This window comes from Tabrizicola sp., assembly GCF_036781545.1.
Taxonomy (GTDB): Bacteria; Pseudomonadota; Alphaproteobacteria; order Rhodobacterales; family Rhodobacteraceae; genus Tabrizicola.
On sequence record NZ_DAIQAT010000098.1, the window covers coordinates 1 to 12,874 of the forward strand.

The 12,874-nt window shown below is 65.6% G+C and carries 11 protein-coding genes; 9 read left to right on the forward strand and 2 right to left on the reverse strand.

Annotated elements, in window-relative coordinates:
* The coding region (locus V7Q39_RS14020) for a 3-deoxy-7-phosphoheptulonate synthase class II (RefSeq protein WP_333817218.1) at positions 1-1,147 on the reverse strand (1,147 nt) is incomplete at its 3' end.
* A gap of 156 nt (positions 1,148-1,303) precedes the next feature.
* Between V7Q39_RS14020 and V7Q39_RS14025 the strand changes: the two genes are divergently transcribed.
* Positions 1,304-2,323 (forward strand): GlxA family transcriptional regulator, encoded by a 1,020-nt coding sequence (locus tag V7Q39_RS14025; protein WP_333817219.1) that lies wholly within the window; start codon positions 1,304-1,306, stop codon positions 2,321-2,323.
* Between the two features lie 90 nt (positions 2,324-2,413).
* Here V7Q39_RS14025 and V7Q39_RS14030 read toward each other — a convergent pair whose 3' ends face one another.
* Positions 2,414-3,517, reverse strand: coding sequence for a PQQ-dependent sugar dehydrogenase (locus tag V7Q39_RS14030; protein WP_333817220.1), 1,104 nt, complete (start codon positions 3,515-3,517; stop codon positions 2,414-2,416).
* A 196-nt stretch (positions 3,518-3,713) separates the two neighbouring features.
* Between V7Q39_RS14030 and V7Q39_RS14035 the strand changes: the two genes are divergently transcribed.
* The 8 genes from V7Q39_RS14035 to V7Q39_RS14070 form a co-directional block, all read left to right on the forward strand.
* On the forward strand, positions 3,714-4,910 hold the full coding sequence (locus tag V7Q39_RS14035) for an ABC transporter substrate-binding protein (protein ID WP_333817221.1): 1,197 nt from the start codon (positions 3,714-3,716) through the stop codon (positions 4,908-4,910).
* Between the two features lie 172 nt (positions 4,911-5,082).
* Positions 5,083-6,285, forward strand: coding sequence for an ABC transporter substrate-binding protein (locus V7Q39_RS14040; protein ID WP_333817222.1), 1,203 nt, complete (start codon positions 5,083-5,085; stop codon positions 6,283-6,285).
* Positions 6,286-6,418: 133 nt separating this feature from the next.
* Positions 6,419-7,210: an ABC transporter ATP-binding protein gene (locus tag V7Q39_RS14045; protein WP_333817223.1), complete on the forward strand. Its 792-nt coding sequence runs from the start codon at positions 6,419-6,421 to the stop codon at positions 7,208-7,210.
* Positions 7,211-7,293: 83 nt separating this feature from the next.
* A complete protein-coding gene (locus V7Q39_RS14050) occupies positions 7,294-8,007 on the forward strand; it encodes an ABC transporter ATP-binding protein (protein ID WP_333817224.1) in 714 nt (237 codons plus the stop codon).
* Between the two features lie 2 nt (positions 8,008-8,009).
* Entirely contained in the window at positions 8,010-8,372 is a 363-nt protein-coding gene (locus V7Q39_RS14055) for a hypothetical protein (protein WP_333817225.1), read from the forward strand.
* A gap of 36 nt (positions 8,373-8,408) precedes the next feature.
* Positions 8,409-9,413 carry a branched-chain amino acid ABC transporter permease gene (locus tag V7Q39_RS14060; protein WP_333817226.1) on the forward strand — a complete coding sequence of 335 codons (1,005 nt, stop codon included), beginning with the start codon at positions 8,409-8,411 and terminating at the stop codon, positions 9,411-9,413.
* A 1-nt stretch (position 9,414) separates the two neighbouring features.
* The gene (locus V7Q39_RS14065) at positions 9,415-10,719 is read left to right on the forward strand and encodes a branched-chain amino acid ABC transporter permease (RefSeq protein WP_333817227.1); all 1,305 of its coding nucleotides are present in this window, start codon (positions 9,415-9,417) and stop codon (positions 10,717-10,719) included.
* A 117-nt stretch (positions 10,720-10,836) separates the two neighbouring features.
* Positions 10,837-12,874: GcvT family protein (locus V7Q39_RS14070; protein ID WP_333817228.1), on the forward strand; the 2,038-nt coding region annotated here is incomplete at its 3' end.

Consider the following 12,874-nt stretch of genomic DNA (forward strand, 5'->3'; position numbering starts at 1 on the left):
TGTGGATCGCGAAGAACTCGCGCACCTCGCGCAGAACGCTGTCGAAGGGCCGGGTCTTGTAACCCGAGGCCGCCTTGATCGTGTTGCCGTGCATCGGGTCGCAGGACCAGACCACGTTGGCGCCTTCCTGTTGCACCGTCTTGATCAGGCGCGGCAGATGCTCGCCCACCTTGCCCGCACCGAAGCGCGCGATCAGGGTCAGGCGGCCCGGCTCGTTCTCGGGGTTCAGCTTGGCCATCAGGACCTTCAGGTCCTCCGCCGTGGTCGAGGGCCCGCATTTCAGCCCGATCGGGTTCAGCACGCCGCGCGCGAACTCGACATGCGCTCCATCGGGCTGGCGGGTACGGTCACCGATCCAGATCATGTGGCCCGATCCGGCGACATTCTGGCCGGTGATCGAGTCGACCCGCGCCAGTGCCTCTTCATATTCCAGCAGCAGCGCCTCGTGGCTGGTGTAGAAATCCACCCGGCTCAGTTCGTTCGCCGTGTCGCTGTTCACCCCCGCCGCGTTCATGAAGTCGAGCGCATCCGAAATGCGGTTCGCCATCTCGCGGTAGCGTTCGGCCTTGTCGTGTTCGGCGAAGCCCAGGGTCCAGCTGTGGACGCGGTGGATGTCAGCGAAGCCGCCCGTGCTGAAGGCGCGGAGCAGGTTCAGCGAGGCGGCCGCCTGGGTATAGGCCTGCAGCATCCGGTTCGGATCGGCAATCCGGGCCTCGGGCGTCGGGTCGAAGCCGTTGATGATATCGCCCTTGTAGGACGGCATTTCCACGCCATTGATCACCTCGGTCGGGGCGCTGCGCGGCTTGGCGAACTGCCCGGCCATGCGGCCCACCTTGATGACCGGAACCTTGGCGGCATAGGTCAGCACGACCGCCATCTGCAGCATGACGCGGAACGTGTCACGGATGTTGTCGGCGCTGAACTCGGCAAAGCTCTCGGCGCAGTCGCCGCCTTGCAGCAGGAACGCCTTGCCCTCGGCCGCCAGCGCCAGCTGCTTCTTCAGCCGCCGCGCCTCGCCCGCGAAGACCAGCGGAGGGTATTTGGCCAACTGCGCCTCGACCGTTTTCAGCGCCGCCTGGTCGGGATAATCCGGCATCTGGATCCGCGGTTTCGCGCGCCATGCCGTCTTGGTCCATCCCTTGGTCATCGTCTCTCTCCGGGCTCAAGCAGATCGGGCTGCGGTATACGCCCCCGTTTCCGCCTTTGCAAAGGGCGATTGGGCGAAAAGGGGTGCTTTCGACCCTTGCGGCGGCCCCCAATTTGCGGTTCCATGGCCCGCAAACGACATGATCAGGTCGCAGACATGACTCTCGGCACCCGCAAGGCCACCCAGACACAGAAGACCACCACGACGCGGCGGTTCGTCTTCGTGCTCTTGGACAAGTTCACCATGATCTCCTTCGCGGGCGCCATCGAACCGCTGCGGCTGGCCAACCGCGTCGCGGGCGAGACGCTCTACAGCTGGCTCCTCTGCGGCGAGGGGACAGAGAAATCCTGCTCCAACGGCGCGACCTTCCGGCTGGACATGGGACTGGCAGAGATGGACCGCGAGGACACGATCCTGGTCTGCGGCGGCCTCGACGTGCAGCGCACCACCACCAAGGGCATCGTCAGCTGGCTTCGGCGCGAGGCGCGGCGCGGCGTGACCATCGCCGGCATCTGCACCGGGGGGCATTCGCTGGCGAAGGCAGGGCTTCTGGATGGCAAGAAGGCGACGATCCACTGGGAAAACCAGGACGGATTTTCGGAGGAATTCGAGGATGTGAAGCTGACCAAATCGGTCTATGTGATGGACGGCAACCGCTGGACGACGGCGGGCGGCATCTCCTCGCTGGACCTGATGCTGAAGATCATCGCCGCCGACCATGGCGAGGATCTGGCGAACACGGTCGCCGACCAGCTGATCTATTCCACCATCCGCACCGACCAGGACACGCAGCGCCTGTCGATCCCGACGCGGATCGGCGTGCGGCACCCGAAGCTGTCCCAGGTCATCCAGATGATGGAGGGCAACATCGAGGACCCGATGTCGCCCGCGGACCTGGCCGAGGAGGTGGGCATGTCCACCCGCCAGCTGGAGCGGCTGTTCCGCCGCTATCTCAACCGCTCGCCCAAGCGCTATTATATGGAACTGCGCCTGCAGAAGGCGCGGAACCTGTTGATGCAGACCGACATGAGTGTGATTAACGTGGCCCTGGCCTGCGGCTTTGCCTCGCCCTCGCATTTCTCGAAGTGCTACCGCAGCCATTACAGCACCACCCCCTACCGCGAGCGCGGCACCCAAGGCATGCCGGGCGCGGTGCCGGTGCGGCTGTCGATCTAGGGGAGCTCGGGCAAAGGTTAAGTCCGCGTTAACGCGCGCGCCCAAGCTCTTGAATTTACTAGGTCCGCAAATCTGCCCGCGCGTGGGCAGCTACTCGACCGGCGCCATCCGGTAGACCGCCCCCTCCGTGACCGACAGGAACCAGATCGACCCGTCCGGCGCCTCGACCACGTCCCGGACCCGCCGGGTTTCCGGGGCGCCGATCCGCTCCTCGGCAAAGCCGGTCGGGGCCGGGGTGTCGGGGTCGAGCCGCCCCAGGAAGTCGCTGTTGAGCGACCCGAAGAAAAGATCGCCCCTCCACTCCGGCACCAGTTTCCCCGAATAGACCATCAGCCCCGACGGCGCGATCGAGGGGTCCCAGTAGTGCAAGGGCTGCTCCATTCCCGCCAGCGCCTGCCCCTCGCCGATCGGGTCGCCCGAGTAGTCGATCCCGTAGGTGATGACCGGCCAGCCGTAGTTCTTTCCCGCCTCCGGCGCGTTCAGCTCATCCCCGCCCTGCGCCCCGTGCTCGACGGTAAGGAGGCGGCCCGACAGATCCAGCGCCGCCCCCTGCACGTTCCGGTGCCCCCGCGAGAAGGCCCCGGGCAGCCACCCCTCCAGGCGGATCGCGGGCGACCCGTCGCGGTTCAAAAGGATCAGCTTGCCCAGCGAGGACGCCGGGTCCTGCGCCTGCATCCCCTGCGGCCCGGTCCCCCGCTCCCCCGTGGTCAGCGCGATGGTTCCGTCCGGCATCTCCACCAGCCGCGCCCCGAAGTGTCGCCCGCCGGGGGCGGCATCTCCGGTGAAGACGGTGCGGAAACCCTCCAGCCGGGAGCCGTCCTCCGACAGGCGCCCCACCCCCGCTGCAGTCGCGGCCCCCTCGCCCACCGGAGCGGCGAAGCTGAGCCAGACCTCGCGGCTGGTGGCGAAATCGGCGGGGATCATGACGTCGAGAAGCCCGCCCTGCCCCTTGGCGAAGACCTCCGGACCGCCTTCGACCCGGTGCAATTCGCCGCCCCGCGCCAGCCAGAGCCGTCCGGCCCGCCCGGTCACGAGGAGGTCCCCCTCCGGCAGGAAGGCGAGACCCCAGGGCTCGTCGAGACCACCAACCACCCGGGTGATCTCCATCGGTCCGGCCCCGGTCTCGACCGTCCCCGGCCACGCCGCCGTCGGCAGGGCGAAAAGGGACACCAGAAGGCAGAGCGCTGATTTCATTTCCTTCCTCCGATCCTTGCAGTTTCCGTCAGCGCGCGTCGGGCGCACAACCTTGAAATGTAGCGCGGCATCGTCTCATGTCGACTCGCAGGTCATTTTTTGGTCGACATAATGTCGACAAAATATGGCTTCCCTTTTTGCCGAGCCCGCACTACCGTCAACACAGGATTTCGATCCAAACAGGGAGATATAATAAATGAAGAAACTTCTGCTGGCCGCTTCGGCCTGCGCGCTGATGGCTGGGGCCGCTTCTGCCGAGGACGTCAAGATCGGCATCCTGATCGGCTTCACCGGCCCCATCGAATCCTTGACCGGGCACATGGCGAATGCGGCGGAAGCCGCGATGGCCGAAGTGAACGCCTCGGGCAAGGCCAAGAACACCTATACCTCGGTGCGGGGTGACGACACCTGCACCGACGCCGCCGCCGCGACCGCGGCGACCGAGCGGGCGATCACCGCGGAAGGCGTCAAGGCCATCATCGGCGGCGACTGCTCGGGCGTGACCCGCGCAATGCTGACCAACGTCGCCATGCCGAACGGCATCGTGATGATCTCGCCCTCGGCGACTTCGCCGGCGCTGACCAACGACCCGGACAACGGCCTCTTCTTCCGCACCGCGCCGTCGGACGCGCGGGAAGGCGAGGTGATGGGCGAGATCCTGAAGGAAAAAGGCGTGAAGTCCATCGCGCTGACCTATTCCAACAGCGACTACGGCAAGGGTCTGGCCGAGGCGATTGCCGCCGGTTTCACCGCCCAGGGCGGCACGGTGACGATCAACGCGGCGCATGATGACGGCAAGGCCGACTATTCGGCGGAAGTCGCGGCGCTGGCGGCAGCGGGCGGCGACCTTCTGGTCGTGGCGGGCTATCTGGACCAGGGCGGCAAGGGCATCATCCAGGCCTCGCTCGACTCGGGCGCCTTCACCCAGTTCGGGCTTCCGGGCGGCATGGTCGGCGACTCGCTGCCCGCCGCCATCGGCCCGGCGCTGAACGGCTCCTATGGCCAGGTTGCCCAATCCGACAGCCCCGGCGCTGCAGTCCTGCAGGAAATGGGCAAGAAGAACGACCCGGCCTTCGACGCGACCTCGCCCTACACCCCCGAAAGCTATGACGCCGCCGCGCTGATCATGCTGGCGATGGAGGCTTCGGGCTCGACCGACTCGAACGTCTACAAGGAAAAGATCATGGAGATCGCCAACGGGCCGGCTGACGGCTCGGGCGTCAAGATCCTTCCGGGCGAGTTGGGCAAGGCGCTGGAACTGATCGCAGCGGGCACCGCCATCGACTATGACGGCGCTTCGGGCGTGACACTGATCGGACCGGGTGAATCGGCCGGACGCTACAAGCAGTTCGAGGTGAAGGACGGCAAGTACGAGACCGTCCAGTTCCGTTGATCGGGCGGTTCGGACGCTGATCATGGCCTTGCCCCGCCGCAATCGGGGCAAGGTCCGCATACAGAGCAAGTCGCTGGAGTTTCCGTGCTCTGCCTGATCGGGCGGACCCTTTTCTTCTGTTGCGCCCAAGAATAGGGTGGCCAGCGGACTTGCTCCAATAAGGAAGGCTACTATGAAGAAACTGCTTCTGGCCACGTCGGCCATGACCCTGATCGCGGGCGCTGCGCTTGGGGAAGATGTGAAGATCGGCACCCTGCTGGGCCTCACCGGCCCGATCGAGAGCATCGCGCCGAACATGTTCTCGGCCGTTGATCTGGCGATCAAGGAAGTGAACGATTCCGGCAAGGCGGCGAATGGCTGGGTGTTCCAGTCGGTTCGCGCCGATTCCACCTGCATCGACGCAGCCGCCGCCTCGGCCGCGGCCGAACGGCTGATCACCGTGGATGGCGTCAAGGGCATCGTCGGCGGCGACTGCTCGGGCGTGACCCGCGCCGTGCTGACCAACCTGGCCATGCCGAACGGCATTGTGATGATCTCGCCCTCGGCGACCTCGCCCGCGCTGACGACCGACCCCGATGACGGGCTCTTCTTCCGCACCGTGCCGTCGGACGCCCGCGAAGGCGTGGTGATGGCCGAGATTCTGGAGGCGCGCGGCGTCAAGTCCATCGCGCTGACCTATTCCAACAGCGACTACGGCAAGGGCCTGGCGGAAGCCATCGCCAACGCCTTCACCGCCAAGGGCGGCACCGTGACGATCAACGCCAGCCATGACGACGGCAAAGCCGACTATTCGGCCGAGGTCGGGGCACTGGCGGCGGCGGGCGGCGACGTGCTGGTCGTGGCGGGCTACATCGACCAGGGCGGCAAGGGCATCATCCAGGCCGCCGTCGACAGCGGCGCCTTCAGCACCTTTGGCCTGCCGGGCGGGATGTATGGCGAAAGCCTGGTCGCCGCGATTGGCGCACCGCTGAACGGCTCGTTCGGGCAGCATGCCTCGTCGACCTCAGAAGGCTATACCGCGTTCCTGGACCTGGCCAAGGCGGCGGATCCGTCCTTCGACGGCTCGACCAACTTCGCGGCCAATTCTTATGACGCGGCGGCGCTGATCATCCTGGCGATGCAGGCCGCGAATTCCACCGACGCCAAGGTCTACAAGGACAAGGTGATGGAGATCGCCAACGGTCCGGCGGACGGGTCGGGCACCAAGATCAAGGCCGGTGAGCTTGGCAAGGCGCTGGAGCTGATCGCGGCGGGCACGGCCATCGACTATGATGGTGCGACCGGCGTGACGCTGCTGGACGGCGGCGACGCTTCCGGCACCTTCTCGGAAGACGAGATCAAGGACGGCAAATGGGAATCCGTCGGCTACCGCTGATCTGAGACTTGCGACATCGGCCCGGGGGAAACCTCGGGCCGATCACCAGAAACGAGACCGAGAAATCGGACGGGGAACCTAAAAAGGCCACGCACGCGGCAAGCGGAAGCGGCAGGCCACGACAGGGGAAGACATGATCAGGGTCGAGAATCTGCACAAGCATTTTGGCGGGTTTCACGCCGTCGATGGCGCGTCGCTGGAGATCAGGACCGGCTCGATCACCGGGCTGATCGGCCCGAACGGGGCGGGAAAGACCACGCTGTTCAACGTGATCGCCGGACGCTACGAGCCGACCAGCGGCCAGGTCTTCATGGATGGCGAGGACATCACCGGCCTGCCGCCGCACAAGTTGTTCGACAAGGGTCTGCTGCGCACTTTCCAGATCGCGCATGAATTCGGTTCGATGACGGTGCGCGAGAACCTGATGATGGTCCCGCCGCGCCAGACCGGCGAAAAGCTGTGGAACGCGCTCTTCTCGCGGGGCCAGGTCGCCGAGGAGGAGGAGCGCATCCGCGCGAAGGCCGACGAGGTGCTGGAGTTCCTGACTATCAGCCATATCGCCGACCAGAAGGCGGGGATGATCTCGGGCGGGCAGAAGAAACTGGTGGAACTGGGTCGCACGATGATGGTCGATGCCAAGATCGTCTTCTTGGACGAGGTCGGCGCCGGGGTGAACCGGACGCTTCTGAACACCATCGGCGACGCCATCGTCCGGCTGAACAAGGAGCGCGGCTATACCTTCTGCGTGATCGAGCACGACATGGATTTCATCGCGCGGCTTTGCGACCCGGTGATCTGCATGGCCGAGGGCAAGGTGCTGGCGGAAGGCACGGTCGATCAGGTGAAGAACGACGAGCGGGTGATCGAGGCCTATCTGGGCCGGGGCCTGAAGAACAAGCTGAAAGAGGAAGCCGCGCATGGGTGATCCGGCCGGACACGCGTTTTCCGCGAAACCGCGACTTGCTGGTTTTCACGGAAAATCAGTTGCTTCGATGAAAGACTTCACGCATGGCTGAGCCCTTCCTGATCGGCGAGAACATGACCGGCGGCTATGGCGCGGTCGACATCCTGCATTCCTGCACCCTTGCGGTCGAGCCCGGCGAGATCGCGGTCATCGTCGGCCCGAACGGCGCGGGGAAATCCACCGCGATGAAGGCGGTTTTCGGGATGCTGAAGCTGCGCCAGGGCAGCGTCCGGCTGATGGGCGAGGACATCACCGAGCTGACCCCGCAGGCGCGCGTGCGCAAGGGCATGGGCTTTGTGCCGCAGACCCACAACATCTTCACCGGTATGACGGTGGAAGAGAACCTGGAGATGGGCGCCTTCATCCGCGAGGACGACCGGGTCCGCGACACGATGGAGCAGATCTACGGGCTGTTCCCGATCCTGAAGCAGAAGCGCTACCAGAAGGCGGGGGAGCTTTCGGGCGGCCAGCGCCAGCAGGTCGCGGTGGGGCGCGCGCTGATGACCCAGCCCAAGGTGCTGATGCTGGACGAGCCCACGGCGGGCGTCAGTCCCATCGTGATGGACGAACTTTTCGACCGGATCATTGAGATCGCCCGCAGCGGCATTTCCATCCTGATGGTCGAGCAGAATGCGCGCCAGGCGCTGGAGATCGCCGACAAGGGCTATGTCCTGGTGCAGGGGCGCAACCGCTACACCGACACCGGGGCGGCCCTGCTGGCCGATCCGGAGGTCCGCAAATCCTTCCTTGGAGGCTGATGATGAAAGCTGCCGCGCTGGCCGTTCTGGCCCTTCTCCCTGCCCCGGCCTTCGCCGGATACGAATGTACCGCCACCCAGCAATGCGGCGGCGGCACCTGCGAGGCCTATACCGGCGGCCCCTTCCTGATCGAGGAAAGCGGCGACGTCTGGCGGGTCAGCACCGGCGGTCAGTCCTGGGAGGGCTATCAGACCACCACGATGGACACCGGCGGCGAAGTCTCGATCGTGCTGCCGCCGCAGAACGGCATGTCCGGGCTGGTCAGCATCTTCCCGTCGGGCGAGTTTCTGTTCACCGCCCATGCCGGTGGCCAGGGCGCGGTCGCGATCACCGGCTCGGGCAGTTGCGCTGGCGACGGCGGCTGATCCCTTCCCCTATCCTTACTGGACTTTCGTGACCCGATGGACATTCTCAACGCCCTCGTCGCCTTCCTGAACTTCATCGTCGTGCCGGGCCTTGCCTATGGCAGCCAGCTGGCGCTGGGGGCGCTCGGCATCACGCTGATCTTCAGCGTCCTGCGCTTTTCCAACTTCGCGCATGGCGACACGATGGCCTTCGGGACCGCCTTCGTCATTCTCTTCACCTGGTGGTTCCAGTCGATGGGGATCACTGCGGGCCCGCTGCCGACCGCGCTTCTGGCGCTGCCCCTGGGTATCCTCGTCACCATCGCCATGGTGCTGGCGACCGACCGGGTGGTCTATCGCTTCTACCGCAAGCAAAGGGCCAAGCCGATCATCGTGGTCATCGTCTCGACCGGGGTGATGTTCGTGATGAACGGCCTTGTCCGCATGATCATCGGCACCTCCGAGCAGAACTTCACCGACGGGGCGCGGATGATGCTCAACCCGCAGGATTTCAAGGCCTGGACCGGGCTGGCGGAACCGCTGGCGATCAAGACGACGCAGGCGATCTCGGTCGTGGCGGCGGTGATCTGCTGCGCGCTTCTGTTCTGGTTCCTGCAGAAGACCCGCACCGGCAAGTCGATGCGGGCCTATGCCGACAACGAGGACCTCGCGCTTCTCTCCGGCATCAACCCCGAGCGGGTGGTGACGATCACCTGGATCATCGCGGGTGCGCTGGCCTGTATCGCGGGGTCGCTCTACGGGCTCGACAAATCCTATCGCGGGATCGTCTATTTCAGCCTGCTCATGCCGATGTTCGCTGCGGCCGTCGTGGGCGGGCTCGGCTCGCCCCTGGGCGCAGTGATCGGCAGCTTTATCGTGGCCTTCTCGGAACTGATCATCACCAGTGCCTGGAAGAAGATACTGGGCTATCTGGTCCCGGCGGACTGGTTGGGCGACGGGCTCTACCAGGCGCTGTCGACCGACTACAAGGTAGCGGTGAGCTTCACGATCCTGATCATGGTCCTGTTGTTCCGCCCGCAGGGCATCTTCGGAGGCAAGTGACATGGGTCCCTATCGCAACGTGCTTCTCTTCGCGGGCGTGGCGCTGCTGTTCATCCTGACCGGGGTGCTGCAAAGCTGGAACCTGTCGCTGAACATCCTGAACCTGGCGCTGCTGTCCTGCATCATGGCCATCGGGGTGAACATCCAGTGGGGCTATGCGGGCCTCTTCTCCACCGGCATCGTCGGTTCGGTCGCGCTTGGCGGGTTGGCGGTCGCTCTGGTCTCGGCCAAGCCCGTGCCCGAGGGCTGGGCGGCGGGCGGACCGCGCATCCTGGGCGCGCTGCTCTTTGCCGCCGTCGCCATTGCCCTGGCGGTCTGGCTTTACCGCCGTCTCAAACCCGGCGCGAACCGGGCGCTGGCCCTGGCGCTGTATCTGGTGGTGCTGTTCTTCATCTATCGCGCCATCCTCGATCCCGGCGTCGTCGCGGTCGAGGCGAACAATCCCGCCCAGGCCGGCAACATCGGCGGGCTGGGGCTGAATTCGCTGATCGCCTGGCCGGTGGGCGCGCTGATGGCGGCCGCGGCCGCCTGGGTGATCGGCAAGATCGCCCTCGGCCTGCGCGAGGATTACCTGGCCATCGCCACGCTGGGCATCGCCGAGATCATCGTCACCGTGCTGCGGAACGAGGACTGGCTGGCGCGCGGGGTGAAGAACCTGATCGACCTGCCCCGCCCCTGGCCTGTGCCGAAGGAGGTGGACCTGCAATTCAACCCGGCCTTCCTTGACCCCGTCCGGGCCATGGGTCTTGATCCCGTCACCGCCTCGACGATCTTCGTCAAGCTCCTGTACGCCACCATGTTCGGCCTGGTCCTCGTACTTCTGGTCTGGGGCTGCGAGCGCGCCCTGAACAGCCCCTGGGGCCGGATGGTCCGCGCCATCCGCGACAACGAGATTTCCTCGGCCGCGATGGGCAAGGACGTGAAGTTCCGCCACCTGCAGATCTTCATCATCGGCTCGGCCGTGGTGGGGCTGGCGGGGGCGATGATGACCTCGATGGAGGGGCAACTGACCCCGCCATCCTATCTGCCTCTGCGCTTCACCTTCCTGATCTGGGTGATGGTCATCGTCGGCGGGTCGGGCAACAACTGGGGCTCGATCCTTGGCGGGCTGCTGATCGGCTGGCTGTATCTGGCGGTGGAGTTCCTCGGACCGCAGATGATGCGCATCATCACCGCCGGGCTGCCCGCGGGCGGCCTGAGGGACCACCTTCAGGACACCGCGGCCCATATGCGCCTGCTGACCCTGGGCGTCGTGCTTCTGGTGGTCATGCGCTTTGCGCCGCGCGGGCTGATCCCCGAGAAGTAGCGACCCTGCGGTCAGGCTTCACTGCCTGACCGCGACATTTTTTGTCGCAAACTCTCATGCCTTTCGGCCCCTGCCCCGCCATGGTGCGTGAAAACCGGACAAGGCTGGAGACATGCAATGAAGACCCATGCGCGCGTGGTGGTGATCGGGGGCGGCGTCGTCGGCTGCTCGGTGCTTTACCACCTGACCAAGCTCGGCTGGTCCGACGTCATGCTGATCGAACGGTCGGAGCTGACGAGCGGGTCGACCTGGCACGCGGCGGGGGGCTTCCACACCATCAACGGCGACACCAACATGGCCGCCCTGCAAGGCTATACCATCCGGCTTTACAAGGAGCTGGAGGCGATCACCGGCATGTCCTGCGGGTTGCACCATGTCGGCGGCGTGACGCTGGCCGACAACGAAGCCCGGTTCGAGATGCTGAAGGCGGAACGCGCCAAGCATCGCTACATGGGGCTGGACACCGAAATCCTGTCACCTGCCGAGATCAGCAAGCTGACCGACGGGCTGGTGAACGTGGAGGGCATCCTCGGCGGGCTTTACGATCCGCTGGACGGCCACCTCGACCCGTCGGGCACCACCCATGCCTATGCCAAGGCGGCGCGGCTGGGCGGGGCCGAGATCGTGCTGCACAACCGCGTGCTGGAGACGAACCCGACCAAGGACGGCTGGGAAGTCGTCACCGAGAAGGGCACCGTCCATTGCGAGCATCTGGTGAACGCAGGCGGCCTCTGGGCGCGCGAGATCGGGGCGATGGCGGGGGTCTATCTGCCGCTGCTGCCGATGGCGCACCAGTATCTCGTCACCGACGACATTCCCGAGATCATGGATATCCTGAAATCGGGCCGTGAATTCCCGCATGTGATGGACCCCGGCGGCGAAAGCTACCTGCGGCAGGAAGGTCGCGGTCTCTGCATCGGCTTTTACGAGAAACCCTGCGAGCCCTGGTCGGTCGACGGCACGCCCTGGGATTTCGGGCATGAGCTGCTGAACGAGCAGTTCGACAAGATCGAGGATTCGGTCAACTTCGCCTACCGCCGCTTCCCGGTGCTGGAACGGTCGGGCGTCAAGCGCGTGATCCATGGGCCTTTTACCTTCGCCCCCGACGGCAACCCGCTGATCGGGCCGGTGCCGGGATTGAAGAACTACTGGTCGGCCTGCGCGGTGATGGCGGGCTTCAGCCAGGGCGGCGGCATGGGCCTGAGCCTGGCGCAATGGATGATCCACGGCGAGGTGGAGCGCGATCCGCGCGGCTTCGACGTGGCGCGCTTCGGCACTTGGACCTCGCCGGGCTATACCGTGCCGAAGGTGATCGAGAACTATCAGATGCGCTTCAGCGTCTCGTACCCGAACGAGGAACGCCCCGCCGCCCGCCCCTTCCGCACCACGCCGATGTATCAGGTCTTCGACGGCATGAACGCCGTCTGGGGCCAGCAATACGGGCTGGAGGTGGTGAACTACCACGCCCTGCCGGGCGAGCCGCGCTACGAGACGCCGACCTTCAAACGCTCCAACGCCTGGGAGGCGACCCGGGCCGAGGTCATGGCGGTGCGCGAAGGCGTCGGCATCAACGAGTTGCAGAACTTCGGCAAGTATCTGGTCAAGGGCGCCGGTGCGCGGGCTTGGCTGGACCGGATCATGGCGGGGCGCATCCCGCAGCCGGGACGCCTGTCGCTGACCCCGATGCTGGCAGAAAGCGGCAAGATCATCGGCGACTTCACCGTCTCCTGCCTGAGCGAGACCGAATTCCAGCTGACCGCCAGCTACGGCGCGCAGGGCTGGCACCAGCGCTGGTTCGAGCAACATGCAGAACCCGGCGTAACCATCGAGAATGTCTCGGATTCCCGCTCGGGCTTCCAGATCGCCGGACCGAAGTCGCGCGAACTGCTCTCCCGCGTCACCCGGTCGGATGTCTCGGCCGAGGCCTTCCGGTTCATGGACGTGAAGCGGATGACCGTGGGCATGGCCAACTGCATCGTGCAGCGGGTGAGCTATACCGCCGACCTAGGCTATGAGATCTACACCGACCAGATGTCGGTGCGCCACCTGTGGGACGTGCTGTCCGCCGCGGGCAAGGACCTTGGGTTGCGCCCCTTCGGGATGCGGGCGATGATGTCGCTGCGGCTGGACAAGTGGTTCGGCTCCTGGGGCCGCG